The organism is Devosia sp. (assembly GCF_036563435.1).
Taxonomy (GTDB): Bacteria; Pseudomonadota; Alphaproteobacteria; order Rhizobiales; family Devosiaceae; genus Devosia.
On the sequence record NZ_DATCMJ010000014.1, the window covers coordinates 396,277 to 408,176 of the forward strand.

The 11,900-nt window shown below is 65.0% G+C and carries 13 protein-coding genes; 5 read left to right on the forward strand and 8 right to left on the reverse strand.

The genetic code is table 11. From position 1 onward, the window contains the following. Positions 1-18: 18 nt before the first annotated feature. Positions 19-546, reverse strand: coding sequence for a dihydrofolate reductase family protein (locus tag VIL88_RS10220; RefSeq protein ID WP_331988397.1), 528 nt, complete (start codon positions 544-546; stop codon positions 19-21). 163 nt (positions 547-709) lie between these two features. Between VIL88_RS10220 and VIL88_RS10225 the strand changes: the two genes are divergently transcribed. Next, positions 710-2,434 carry a sensor histidine kinase gene (locus VIL88_RS10225; RefSeq protein WP_331988399.1) on the forward strand — a complete coding sequence of 575 codons (1,725 nt, stop codon included), beginning with the start codon at positions 710-712 and terminating at the stop codon, positions 2,432-2,434. Positions 2,435-2,436: 2 nt separating this feature from the next. On the opposite strand, the gene VIL88_RS10230 is transcribed toward VIL88_RS10225, so the two are convergent. Genes VIL88_RS10230 through VIL88_RS10240 form a run of 3 tightly spaced genes read right to left on the reverse strand, consistent with a single transcriptional unit; the run spans position 2,437 to position 4,611 of the window. After that, positions 2,437-3,336, reverse strand: a complete 900-nt coding sequence (locus VIL88_RS10230) for a hypothetical protein (protein ID WP_331988401.1) — start codon at positions 3,334-3,336, stop codon at positions 2,437-2,439. Continuing rightward, positions 3,333-4,244, reverse strand: a complete 912-nt coding sequence (locus VIL88_RS10235) for an ABC transporter ATP-binding protein (protein WP_331988403.1) — start codon at positions 4,242-4,244, stop codon at positions 3,333-3,335. Before VIL88_RS10235 ends, VIL88_RS10230 begins: the two co-directional genes overlap by 4 nt. Further along, entirely contained in the window at positions 4,237-4,611 is a 375-nt protein-coding gene (locus VIL88_RS10240; RefSeq protein ID WP_331988405.1) for a GntR family transcriptional regulator, read from the reverse strand. Before VIL88_RS10240 ends, VIL88_RS10235 begins: the two co-directional genes overlap by 8 nt. Before the next feature lie 105 nt (positions 4,612-4,716). Here VIL88_RS10240 and VIL88_RS10245 point away from each other — a divergent pair, with 105 nt between their 5' ends. Further along, on the forward strand, positions 4,717-5,502 hold the full coding sequence (locus VIL88_RS10245; RefSeq protein ID WP_331988407.1) for a siderophore ferric iron reductase: 786 nt from the start codon (positions 4,717-4,719) through the stop codon (positions 5,500-5,502). Positions 5,503-5,685: 183 nt separating this feature from the next. Here VIL88_RS10245 and VIL88_RS10250 read toward each other — a convergent pair whose 3' ends face one another. Next, a complete protein-coding gene (locus tag VIL88_RS10250) occupies positions 5,686-6,231 on the reverse strand; it encodes an SH3 domain-containing protein (RefSeq protein ID WP_331988409.1) in 546 nt (181 codons plus the stop codon). Positions 6,232-6,351: 120 nt separating this feature from the next. Between VIL88_RS10250 and VIL88_RS10255 the strand changes: the two genes are divergently transcribed. The 3 genes from VIL88_RS10255 to truB are packed head-to-tail and all read left to right on the forward strand — an operon-like array spanning position 6,352 to position 8,729. Further along, positions 6,352-7,377 carry a D-glycerate dehydrogenase gene (locus VIL88_RS10255; protein WP_331988412.1) on the forward strand — a complete coding sequence of 342 codons (1,026 nt, stop codon included), beginning with the start codon at positions 6,352-6,354 and terminating at the stop codon, positions 7,375-7,377. 45 nt (positions 7,378-7,422) lie between these two features. Continuing rightward, positions 7,423-7,830, forward strand: coding sequence for a 30S ribosome-binding factor RbfA (rbfA, locus tag VIL88_RS10260; RefSeq protein WP_331988414.1), 408 nt, complete (start codon positions 7,423-7,425; stop codon positions 7,828-7,830). Next, positions 7,827-8,729: a tRNA pseudouridine(55) synthase TruB gene (gene truB / locus VIL88_RS10265; protein WP_331988416.1), complete on the forward strand. Its 903-nt coding sequence runs from the start codon at positions 7,827-7,829 to the stop codon at positions 8,727-8,729. The genes rbfA and truB overlap by 4 nt, the downstream gene beginning before the upstream one ends. Here the strand turns inward: truB and VIL88_RS10270 are convergent. From VIL88_RS10270 to VIL88_RS10280, 3 genes are read right to left on the reverse strand one after another with little or no spacing between them, the layout of a single operon-like run. Beyond that, positions 8,726-9,778 (reverse strand): sn-glycerol-3-phosphate ABC transporter ATP-binding protein UgpC, encoded by a 1,053-nt coding sequence (locus VIL88_RS10270; RefSeq protein WP_331988418.1) that lies wholly within the window; start codon positions 9,776-9,778, stop codon positions 8,726-8,728. The genes truB and VIL88_RS10270 overlap by 4 nt on opposite strands. Positions 9,779-9,787: 9 nt before the next feature. Further along, entirely contained in the window at positions 9,788-10,873 is a 1,086-nt protein-coding gene (locus VIL88_RS10275; protein ID WP_331988420.1) for a Gfo/Idh/MocA family oxidoreductase, read from the reverse strand. Next, positions 10,870-11,886, reverse strand: coding sequence for a Gfo/Idh/MocA family oxidoreductase (locus tag VIL88_RS10280; RefSeq protein ID WP_331988422.1), 1,017 nt, complete (start codon positions 11,884-11,886; stop codon positions 10,870-10,872). Before VIL88_RS10280 ends, VIL88_RS10275 begins: the two co-directional genes overlap by 4 nt. Between the last annotated feature and the right edge of the window lie 14 nt (positions 11,887-11,900).

Below are 11,900 nucleotides of genomic sequence, written 5' to 3' on the forward strand. Positions count from 1 at the left end.
ATCCGGCTACGCCTTCACCTATCCAAACCGGTAGTGCAGCCGGACGCAGCCGCGGTCCATCGCCTTGGCCGAAATCAAGGTCGGTGAGGCGCGGAAGCCGGTTGGGGGGAAGAGGGGCGTGCCGCCGCCCAGGAGTTCGGGCATGAGGTAGATCTCGATTTCGTCGAGGGCGCCGCGTTCCATGAAGGTCATCTGGAGGCGCGCGCCGCCGAGCATCCAGACGGGGCCGCCCGGGTCCTCGCGCAGTTGCCGGATTAGCGCGTCGACATTGCCGGTGGTGGTCAACGGCCCGAGTGGCGCCTCGATGGGCGAGGAGGTGACGACAAAGACACGCTTGTCCCCATAGGCCCAGGGCGCGCCGTTCTCGACTAGCCAGCCATAGGTGGCGCGGCCCATGACCACCGTGTCGACCGTCTCGATGAAGCGGTCATAGTGGTGCTCGCCGAAATCCATGTCGTTGTAGCGGAACAGCCAGTCGAGTTTGTCGTCGCGGTCTGCGATAAAGAGGTCGAGGCTGGCGGCGATATAGCCGACGATCTTTGCCATGGGCGGTCTCCTTGGAATGGAGCGCGCTCTTCGGCGGCCTGCATGTCAGGATGTGTCAGCAGCGTCGCAACCCACTTCCGGGTCAAGCACAGAATAGGCTGGCGCGGCGGCAGGTAATCTGGAAATGTGTTTTAACCGCGTGGGTTAACCTCTGGGAGGGGGCATGAAGGCGCCGGGGCTGTCGCTGAGCCAGAGGCTGCTGCTGCTGACGGCGGTGGCCTTGTTGCCGTCGCTGGCCATTCTGGGCTTCAACGAACTATCGCTGCGCCGCACCCGGATCGCCGAAATCCACGACTACGCCTTGCGCATGAGCGAACTGGCGTCGCTGGAAATGGAGCGCCTGCTGACCGGCGCGGGCGCGCTGATGGTGGCCGTGGCCAGCGCGCCGGTCGAGCTCGGACCGGGCAGCGAATGCGCGACCTATCTCAACCACCTGACCAGCGCTCTTCCGCAACTGACCCTGATCGATATCACCGACATTGACGGTCGCTCGCTCTGTGCCAACCGGGCCGCACCCGGGGACCTTGCTCCCGAGCTGAGCGCCAGTGTGCGCGCGGCACTGGCGGAGAGGTTTTTCGCTGTCGGAGAATATTCCGAACTTAGTGCTGGTCCCGCCCTGCTCATGGGCACGCGAAGAACCGATGACTCGGGGATGATCACTGGTTACGTCATTGCGGCCGTTGGCCTCGATTATCTCGGGGGCATGCTCAAGGAACGCTCCTTCCCGCAGGGCAGTGCCCTGACCATTGCCGACCGCAATGGCGTGATCCTGGCGCGCGAGCCGTTTCCAGAGGATTTGGTCGGCACCCGCGTGCCCGAAGCCTTCTTGCCGCGCGTCCAGGGCACCGAGTCGGGCACCATGCAGGTCGTGAGCCAGGACGGCACGGAGCGGGTTCTCGGCTATCAACCGGCAAGCAAGCCGCTCGGCCTTTACGTCAGTGCCGGCACGGGCGTGGCCGACGCCATGGCGACGGTCAACGAATCCTCCATCCGCAGCCTTCTGCTGGCGGGCGTAGGCGGCTTGCTCGCGCTGCTGCTGGCCTTGAGCTTCGGGCGGCGCTTCATCCGGCTGCCGGTGCTGCGGCTGCTCCAGACCATCAAGGCGTGGCGGCAGGGTGACCAGACGGCGCGCACCGGCATGCAGCCCGGCCCCGCCGAGTTCCACCAGGTGGGACATGCCATCGACGAGCTCCTCGACGAACTCGAACAAAGGCAGGCAGCGCAGCAGGAGGCCGAGCAGCACCGTGACCTCCTGGCGCGCGAACTCGATCACCGCATCAAGAACCTGCTTGCCACCGTCCAAGCGGTGGCGCGGCAGAGCTTTCGCAATGCCAACCTGCCCAGGGATGCGCTCGATGCCTTCTATGGGCGCCTGTCGGTTATGGCCGATGCGCATAAGCTCCTGACGGCGCAAAAGAGCGAGAGCGCTTCGGTCGAGGCGGTGGTGCGCACGGCGGTTACGCCCTTTTATGGCGTCGAGCAGCAGCGCTTCTCCCTGGCGGGGCCGGAGGTGGAGCTGCATGCCAAGGCGGCGCTGTCGCTGGCCATGGCGCTGCACGAGCTCTGCACCAATGCCAGCAAATATGGCGCGCTGACCAGCGAGGGCGGCCGTGTCGATATCGGCTGGGCGCTGACCGAAGGGCACAAGCTGATCCTGACCTGGCGCGAAAGTGGCGGGCCCGCCGTGACCCCGCCATCGGAAAAGGGCTTCGGCTCGCGCATGATCGAGCGGGCGCTGGCGGCCGACCTGGGCGCCACGGTCAGCTTCGACTTCGCGCCCACGGGGCTGACCTGCACCATCATTGCGGCGGAAACGGCCCTGCTGGGCCGCCAGGTGACCGGCGCAGGGCCGTTCCAGCCGGTGCCGGCAGTGCTGGATCGCAGCTGAGGTTAGTTGTCGTTGACGCGCCGGCGATATTCGCTGGCGGCATAAAGCACTACCAGCGCGAAGACCACGCCGATCGCCACCTGCGGCCAGTCGATGACGCTGGCGAGGTCGGCGGCATAGGCAAGGCCCGAGGACACGTCGACCTGGAGCGGATTGCCGGCAATCCAGCTGTCCACCAGCCGCGATTCCGGCATCTGCGCGCGATAGGTCAGGTAATCCCAGGTGCGGGTGGCAAAGGGATGAAGGCCCCCCAGCGTCACCCATTCCAGCGTCGAGGCGAGGGCCGGCAGGAGCAGCGAACCCGGAATGGCCCAGCGGCCGACCACCGTCGCCATGGCGCCCACGAGCGCCATGAAGGGCAGGTACCAGAGGAGCCCCGCCACCAGCTGCACCAGCTCGATCAGGGCGACGTTCCAGAACACTTCCCAAAGCCCGGCTAAGCCGAAGCCGGTCGGGATGCCGCTGACCAGCATGGTGACCTGTGCGGTGGCCAGCATCAGAACGGTGCTGAGCAGCACAACGGCAAAGACGGCGCCGGGCAAGACCGTGACCGCAGCGGCGAGCTTGGACAGCAGCACCTTGAAGTCGCTGACCGGCATCGATTTCCAGAACAGCATGGCATTGTTGCGCTTGTCGGCGGCGAAGCCGTCGGCGCAGTAGAAAAAGAGCACGGCCAGGAGATAGAGCCCCCAGGAGACGCCAAGGAACAACGAACCCCAGAAGGGAATGGCCAGCGGAAGGACATTGAGCATGTCCCCGGTGATACGCGTATCCACCCGGCCCACGGTGAAGGCGAGGATGGTGACGCCCAGGATTATGGCGACGAGGATCAGCGGGCCGAAGAGGAACGCGCCCTTGTGTTCGATGAGCTCGCGATGAACGAGCGCGAAGAAGGCCTTCATCGCGTGGTCTCCGCATTGGCGGTGGGTCGCTGCATCAGCGCGACGAAGAGGTCGCTGAGCGTGGGGGTGGAAAGCCGGCCATAGGGCTCGAGCAGGGCACGGTCGACGCCGTCAAAGATCATCACCGTCTGTCCGAAGCGGGTTTCCTCGTAGACCGGGTTGTGCCGGCGCGCCTCGGCCTGCAGTTCGGGCTCGTTGACCACCAGCTGGGTGAACTTGTCGTTCACCGTCTCCATCTGCATGTGGAGGATCAGCTCGCCGTCGCGGATGAACATGATGTCGGACAGCATGAACTCGATCTCGTCCACCTGGTGGGTGGTGATCAGCAGCGTCCGCTCCTCGGTCATGTAGTCTTCCAGCAGCCGCCGGTAGAAGCGCTTGCGATAGGTGATGTCGAGGCCAAGCGTCGGCTCGTCGAGCACGAGGAGCTTGGCATCGATGGCCATGACCACCGCCAGGTGCAGCTGGGCGATCATGCCCTTGCTCAGGTGCTTGACCTTCATCTCGGGCTTGATGTCGGTGCCCTCGAGGAAGGCGCGGGCCTTGTCCTGCGAGAAGTTGGGATGGATGTTGCTCAGCAGCGCGAAGAGCTCGCGGACCCGCAGAAAGCGCGGCAGGCTCGCCACGTCGGAGATGAAGGCAACGTTTTCCATGAGCTTGGCGCGCTTGGCGAAGGGATCCTCGCCCAGGACGCGGATCGTGCCCTCGCAAGAGGTCAGGCCCAGCATGGCGTTGAGCGTCGTGGTCTTGCCGGCGCCATTGTGGCCGATCAGCCCATAGATGCGGCCCGGCGGGATGTCGAAGTCGAGCCCGTGGAGGATTTCCTTGCGGCCGAACTTCTTGCGCAGGCCGCGTGCCGAAACGATGGGCGCCAGGGCGGAGGTGTCGGAGGCGGAAAGGTCAGTCATGGCTCGGCTCCTGGCCGTTCGAAGGAGGGGAAAGCAGCGTCTTGAGGTCGAGCTCGAGCGCCCGGATCTGGGCGGCGATGCGCGGCCAGTCCTCGCGCAGGAACTTGTCGCGCTCATGCGCCAGCAATTGCGTGCGCGCCCCGGTTTTCACAAACATGCCCAGCCCCCTTCGTTTTTCGATGACGCCGACATCGACCAGGGCCTCGAAGGCCTTGGTGACGGTCAGCGGATTGACCGATAGTTCGGCCGCGATCTGGCGGACCGACGGCAGAGCCTCGCCTTCGCCCACCGCTCCCCGCAGGATCATTTCGGTGAGCCTCTGCCGGATCTGTACAAAGATCGGCTGGCTGGAGTGGAAGTCATCCATGTCTCATGCCTTAGTAGTGTAGTAGTGATGTAGCACACTATAGGATTGCGTCAAGCGGGATTTACGAGCGCTTTCCTTGCGCAGGGCAGAAGGCTAGAAGGCGGCATGGCCCGCTCCTTTCTTTTCGCGCAAGATTCCGGCGACGCCGCCACCACGCGGCTGATCGCAACGGCGGCCCGGGTCACCGGCTTCATGAAGGGCGAGCCCGGCAGCGCTCGGCAGGAGGATTATCGGCCCGGCGGCGACAATGGCGCCTTCCTTGCCGAATTGCATGGGGCACTGCGCACGACCTGCTCAAAGGCGGGAGCCGCCTTCTATGCCGTGCGACTCTGGACCAACCTCATCTGGCAACCAGCCTACCTGGCCGTGATCTCCGTTCATTTTGAAGGGGCGGTGCCTGACCTAACGCAGCTGAGCCAGAAGCGGCGCGGCATCTATGTGGATGGCTATCGCCTAGCGGCGGGCAAGCCGATTACGGGCGAGACCGAGGCGTTGATCGAAGAGGCAAGCCAGCAGATCAAGGCCATGACCGCGACCATGCTTGAAGAGGTCAATCGCGAGCTGCGGCTCAAACCCCTACCGGCGCGGCGCCTGCTTGCCGATCGCATGCTGAGCCTGATGGTCTGGCTCAGCCAGCACCGGCGCGACCTTTCCAGCGAAACCATCGAGCGCTATGCGGCGCTATGGCTGGCGGCGCTGGAGCTCACGGGGCAGGGCATGCTGGAGCCTGTCGCCGGCCCGGCCGGCGAGCGGCTGCTGATCGTCAAGCGCAAGGGCTGCTGCCTCGACTACCGCATCGACCCCGACCGCCTCTGCGCCAGCTGCCCCAAGCAGGACAACGAGGTGCGCGTGGCGCGGCAGACCGCCAATGCCTGGGCGGAGTTGGGGTAGGGATCGACTAGCCACCGCGTCATTCCCGCGAAGGCGGGAATCTCCCTTTTGCAGTGGCCGTCAAAGGAAGGGGGATCCCCGCCTTCGCGGGGATGACGCTGTGGGTGGCATGAATTGCTGCCACGGCCGCGTGGTTCGATGGTCGCTACGCGCCCGCCTCACCATGACACGGGCACGCCCGCCCTAGTCGAACACCTCGTCCGGATACACGCCCCAGAGTTCGTCCTGGTGCAGGTAGCCCGAATAGGTGTTGCGCTGGCCCGGGCCGCTGGCGCTGACTTCGCACCAGGTGCCGTCGCATTGCTTGACGGTGACCTTGAGGCCCGGCCCCAGGCGGGCGCGCACTGCCGCGCCCTCGGACTGGTCGGCCAGCAGGGGCACTTCGCCATTGGCGATGATGGGCGTCACATAGGCGGCGCGCGTGCCGGTCAGCAGGTTCTGGTGGATCCAGCCCTCCTCGCCATCGGCGTCGCGAATCTTGCGCCAGGTATCGAACTCCTGGAAGATTTCGACCGGTATGCCCGATTTGAGATAGGTCCAGGCGATGTCATAGCGCTCGCCCGGGCCCACGCGCACGTTGATCGGCTCCGAGCGGGTCGAGGCAAAGCGCGGCAGCGGCAGGCCGCTCGGATTGTTGGCCTGGGCAAGGGCGGGCGGCACCAGCGCCGCCACGAGCAGCGCGAGGAGAGTAAGCAGGCCGAAGCAATGGCGGAGGAGTCTAGGCGTCACAGTCTCGTCAAACTTGACTTTGCAGGGAAATGGAATTGCCCTATCACTAGTCAATGATCATTAATGGGCGCTGAAGGATGGCGTTTTCCCCAAGCCCCGCGCCGCTCTGTTCCGGAACATATGCCCAGCCAGAAACCCCAAATCCTCGTGACCAGGCGCCTGCCTGAGACCATCGAGACGCGCATGGCGACGCTGTTCGATACCCATGTGAACGAGGGCGACATCACGCTGACAGGCGAGGACATTCTCGAGGGGTTGGGGGGCAAGGATGTGCTGGTCTCGTCCATCACCGACCGCATCGATGCCGAGCTGATTGCGCGCCTGCCGAAGAGCGTGCGGCTGATCGCCCAGTTCGGCAATGGTGTGGACAATATCGACGTCGAGGCGGCCTGGGCCGCGGGATTGACGGTGACCAATACGCCCTCGGTCCTGACCGAGGATACGGCCGACATGGCCATGGCCCTGATGCTGGCCTTGCCGCGCCGGCTGGTCGAGGGCACGCAGATGCTGGTGCGCGATGGCGCCTGGGCCGGCTGGTCCCCGACCTCGATGCTCGGCCATCGCCTGCGCGGCAAGGCCCTCGGCATTGTCGGCATGGGGCGTATCGGCACCGCCGTCGCGCACCGCGCCAAGGCCTTCGGGCTTCAGATTCATTATTTTTCCCGCAACCAGCGGCCGCTGGCGGTCGAGATGCCGCTCGAGGCCACCTATTGGGCCGATCTCGACCAGATGATCGAGGCGGTGGATATCGTCTCGCTCCATACGCCACATACGCGCGAAACCTTCCACATTCTTTCGGCCGATCGGCTGCGCCGCATGAAGGCGGGGAGCTTCGTGGTCAATGTCAGCCGTCCCGAGCTTCTGGACGAGACGGCGCTGCTGGACCAGATCGAGTGCGGCCACCTGAGCGGCGCCGCGCTGGACGTGTTCGAGAACCGCAACGGCATCGATGCGCGCCTCCTGGCGCTGGCGGAAAGCAACCGCATCGTCCTCACCGCCCACATGGCTTCGGCGACGCTGGAGGCGCGCGTCGAGATGGGGGAGACGGTGATCGTCAATATCCGCGCCTTCATGGACGGGCACCAGCCGCCGCACCGGGTGCTGCCCGAGAGCCTCCATGGCGGGCGCAGCAGTCCCCGCCCCTGATCCCGGCCGATTGACGGCGCGGCAGGGACGGCCTATTTGCCTCCAATGAGCAAAGACAACAAACCGACCGGCCCTTCGCAGCGCATGTTGCGCGTCGGCGAACTGGTGCGCCATGCGCTTGCCGCCATGTTTGCCCGTGGCGATGTCGAGGACGACGCGCTGCGCGGCTCGGTGATCACCGTGCCCGAAGTGCGCATGACGCCCGATCTCAAGATCGCCAATGCCTATGTGATGCCCCTGGGCGGCCTCCATGCCGAGGAAGTCGTGGCGGCGCTCAACCGCCACCGCAAGTTCATCCGCGGCCGCGTGGCGCCGCAGATCAACATGAAATACGCCCCCGAAATCCGCTTCTATGTCGACGACACCTTCGAGGAAGCCAGCCGCATCGACGCGCTGCTGCGTTCCGAAAAGGTGCAGCGCGACCTTGATGACGAGGACGGCGACGACGCGTGAACCAGCCCAAGCGACTGAAGCGCGCCATTGCCGGCTGGGTGGTGCTCAACAAGCCCTATGAGATGACCTCCACCCAGGCCGTGGGCAAGGTGCGCTGGCTGTTTGGCGCCGCCAAAGCGGGCCATGCCGGCACGCTCGACCCGCTGGCCACCGGCATCCTCCCCATTGCCCTGGGCGAAGCCACCAAGGCGGTGCCGCAGGTGCAGGACGGGGAAAAGCGCTATCGCTTTGCCATCAGCTGGGGCAGCGCCACCACCACCGATGACCGCGAGGGCGAGGTGATCGCCCGCTCCGATGTGCGGCCCGAGCGCGAAGCCCTGGAGGCTGTGCTGCCGCAGTTCATTGGCACGATCCTGCAGCGACCGCCGATCTTTTCCGCCCTCAAGATCGATGGCGAACGCGCCTATGACCTCGCCCGTGCCGGGGAAGCGGTGGACCTGCCCCCGCGCGAGATCGACGTGGACGATATCGTCCTGCTCGAACACGGCGCCGAGCAGTCGGTGCTCGAAGTCACCTGCGGCAAGGGCACCTATGTGCGCTCGCTGGCCCGCGACATTGCCGAGGCGCTCGGCACACGCGGCCATGTGGCGACCCTCCATCGCGCCGCCGTCGGGCCCTTCCATGACGGGGATGCCGTGACCATCGACCAGCTCGAAGCGCTGGCGCTGGAGGCGCGCGACGCTTTGCTCAAGCCGGTGGCTGCCGGCTTTGCCGACCTGCCCGAAATCCGCCTCGACCCGCAGCAGGCCACGGCCGTCCGCCATGGCAATGCCGTTCTCCTCACCGGAGCCGGTGCGCCCATTTCGCTCGACGAATGCTGGGCCAGCTTCCGCGGCGAGGTCGTCGCCACCGGCTGGGTGGAATTCGGCCAGTTCCGCTGCCGGCGGGTATTCAACTAGATCGCGTTGCCTTCCGCGTCGAACAGATGCAGCCGCGCCGGGTCGGCATAGGCGGTGACCATGGAGCCCAACTCCACGTGGCGCTGGCCTTCGAGGACGATGTTGAGCGCCTGCCCGTCGCTGGTGGTCGCATAAACCACAGTCTGGCCGCCGAGGTTTTCCACCAGGTCCACCCGTACCTCGGCCAGCTTGATGCCGGTGCCTTCCTGCAGCGTGATGTGTTCGGGCCGCACGCCCAGCGTCCTGGCGCCAGCGATGGTGCGGCTGAGCGGCAGGGTGAGACCGGCCACGGCAAGGCCGCCTGGCTGTTCGCCCGCCTGGAGGAAGTTCATCTTGGGCGAGCCGATGAAGCCGGCCACGAAGAGGTTGCGCGGATTGTTGTAGAGCTCGAGCGGCGCGCCAGCCTGCTCGATCACGCCTAAGCGCAGCACCACGATCTTGTCGGCCATGGTCATGGCTTCCACCTGATCGTGCGTTACATAGATCATGGTATTGCCGAGGTCGTTGTGGAGCTTGGCGATCTCGACGCGCATCTGCACGCGCAGCTCGGCATCGAGGTTGGACAAGGGCTCGTCGAAGAGGAAGATCTTGGGCTCGCGCACGATGGCGCGGCCGATGGCGACGCGCTGCCTTTGCCCGCCGGAAAGCTGCTTGGGCTTGCGCTGCAGCAGCGGCACGATCTGGAGGATTTCGGCGGCGCGTTGCACCCGCCGCTTGATCTCTTCCTTGGGCGCCTTGGCCGTTTCAAGCCCGAAGGCCAGGTTCTGGTAGACCGACATATGCGGGTAGAGCGCATAGGACTGGAACACCATGGCGATGCCGCGCCGCGCGGCGGGCACATCGTTCATGCGCTGCCCGTCGATCAGCAGGTCGCCACCCGTGATGGGTTCCAGCCCGGCAATCATGCGCAGCAGGGTGGACTTGCCGCAGCCCGAGGGGCCGACAAAGACGGTGAACTCACCCGGATCGATATCGAGATCGATGCTGTGGATGACCTCGACATCGCCATAGGCTTTGATGAGCTTGCGGAGCTGGATGTTGGTCGCCATGAAGAACTCCTATGCCGTCTGAAACTGCGGCGGCACCCAGCTCTGGTAGCGCGGGTGGTCGGTTTGAATGGGCAGGGCCACGTCCTGGTGCGTGGTCGACGAATGGTAGAAGGCCGTGACGATCTCGAGCGCGCGGCGCGAATCCGCGCTGGTAACCGGCAATGGCGCCTTGCCCACCAGCGCATCGTGGAAGCGCGCCATCTGGGTCTGGAAGCGCGACGGGATATGCTCCCAGTTTTCCAGTAGCGCATCGATCTTTTGTTGCGTTTCAGTATTGCGCGCCGTGATGGTCCACGGCTTGTCGCCGGGATTATAGGCGGCGTGGTCGCTCTCGAAGCTCACATTTTCGAAGGCGAAGCGCAGTCGCGTCATGTTGCCTGCCGATCCTAGGGTGGCGGTAAAGCTCCCCAGGGCGCCATTCTCGAGTTCAAGGCTGGCGGTGACGCAGTCCTCCACTTCGATGGCGTTGACGCGGGTGGCGACGCGGCCGAACAGGCGCTTAACGTCACCCATAAGGTAGGTGAAAAGGTCGTGCTGGTGGATGGCGTGGGTCATCAACACGCCGCCCAGCTCCGTGGCCCATTTGCCGCGCCACGGCACGGCGTAGTAGTCAGGGCCGCGCTCCCACAGCGTTTCAACCGTGCCGATATAGGGCTTGCCGGCGATGCCGGCATCGATGATCGCCTTGGCCTGCGCGATGCCGTCGCCGAAGCGATACTGGAACACCGGCATCAGCATGCCGCGGCTCCGCTTTTCTTCGGCCATCACCTCGTCGACTTGCGACAGCGAGCCGACCAGCGGCTTCTCGCAAATCACATGCTTGCCCGCCTTGAGCGCGGCCATCACCATGGGATGGTGCAGCATGGGGGGCGTGCAGATGTCGATGATGTCGATGTCGTCCATGCGGAGGACGTCGTCGAAATCGGTGACCTGCCGCTCGACATCGAATTCCTCGGCAATCGGCGCCATGCGCTCGCGGTTGAGGTCGCAGAGCGCCTTGACCTTGAACCCGTCGCTGTTGGGCAGATAGCCCTCGACGATGTGGGAGCGGCCGATGCCGACTCCGATCACGGCAACGTTGAAGACCTTTTTCATTGCGCCCACTCCGTTCCCTGTTCGGCCAGCTGCTGTGCGGTCAGCGCCAGCTTCATGGCGTTGAAGCACCGCTCCTGCGGCATGGCCGTTTCGGTGCGGTTGCGCACGTCGTCGAGGAACTGCCGGCCGAAGGGCCGGTCCACTGCAGAGCAGTCGATATGGCGCGGGCCGTCCTTGTTGACGATGAACAGGTGATCGGTGCCCGGCCGCCCGGCAATGTCGATATATTTGCGCAGCTCGATATAGCCCTCGGTGCCCAGGATCGTCAGCCGCCCGTCGCCCCAGGTGGGCAAGCCTTCGGGCGTGAACCAGTCGACACGAATATAGCCCGAGGTTTCGGCGGTACGGAGGTGGACATCGCCCACATCCTGCAGGCCCGGCCGGTCGGGATTGCCGCGGTTGGCGACGGTGGCGGATACCACCTCGGCATCCATCGCATCGGAAAAGAACAGGAACTGCTCGAACTGGTGCGAGGCGATATCGCAAAGGATGCCGCCATAGCGCTGGCGATCAAAGAACCAGTCCGGGCGCTGGTTGTTGCGGATGGCATGGGGGCCAAGACCCACCGTATTGATGACCTTGCCGATGGCCCCCTGCGCGATAAGGTTGCCCGCCTCCACCGTGGCGCGCACCTCGAAATGCTCGGAATAGAGCACCGAATAGATGCGTCCGGTTTCCCGCTGCACGCGCTTGAGCTCATCGAGCTGGGCAAAGGTCGTCATGCCGGGTTTGTCGGTCAGTACGTCCTTACCGTGCTGCATGGCGGCAATGGAAATGGCGGCGCGATCGGCGGGAATGGCCGACGTCAGGATGACAGCGATGGCGGGGTCTTCAAGGATCGCGCGCGGATCGTTGACGCGCCTGGCCTGCGGATACTTGGCGCCGAAGGCTGAAGCCAGGTCATCCTCGACGGCGTAAAAGGCGGTGAACTGCGCCTCGGCATCAAGCAGGCAATCGACCTGGCCGTAGATATGACTGTGATTGATGCCGATGGCGGCGAAGTGGATGGTCATGGTCGTCCCTGCGG